General features: G+C 46.4%; 1 protein-coding gene. It reads right to left on the bottom strand.

Annotated elements, in window-relative coordinates:
• Positions 1 to 252 (bottom strand): hypothetical protein (locus B4920_RS29675; RefSeq protein ID WP_161493400.1); only part of this gene is annotated, 252 nt, incomplete at both ends.

The following is a 252-nucleotide window of genomic DNA, read 5'->3' as shown; positions in this document are numbered from 1 at the left end:
CGGTTACTTTCATCAGCCGCCGACTTCAACAACTGAATATCGTGCTGCAAGCTTGATATTTGTGTCACTTGTTGCCGCTCACGTTCAGACAAGGCCGCCAATTGCTGCTTAAGATCTTGGTTTTCTTCCACAGAACGACTAAGCGTTAGATTCACACTCTCTATTTCATTACTCTGGCGGTCAATTTCATCGATATAGCCTGTCACCTCGGCATCGTGCCTTTTCTTCGCATCATCAAAGGCCGTTTGTTCG

Source organism: Zoogloea sp. LCSB751, assembly GCF_002028455.1.
Classification (GTDB): domain Bacteria; phylum Pseudomonadota; class Gammaproteobacteria; order Burkholderiales; family Rhodocyclaceae; genus Zoogloea.
The sequence above is the reverse complement of the archived record's forward strand: the minus strand, read 5'-3'. Positions and strand labels throughout refer to the sequence as shown.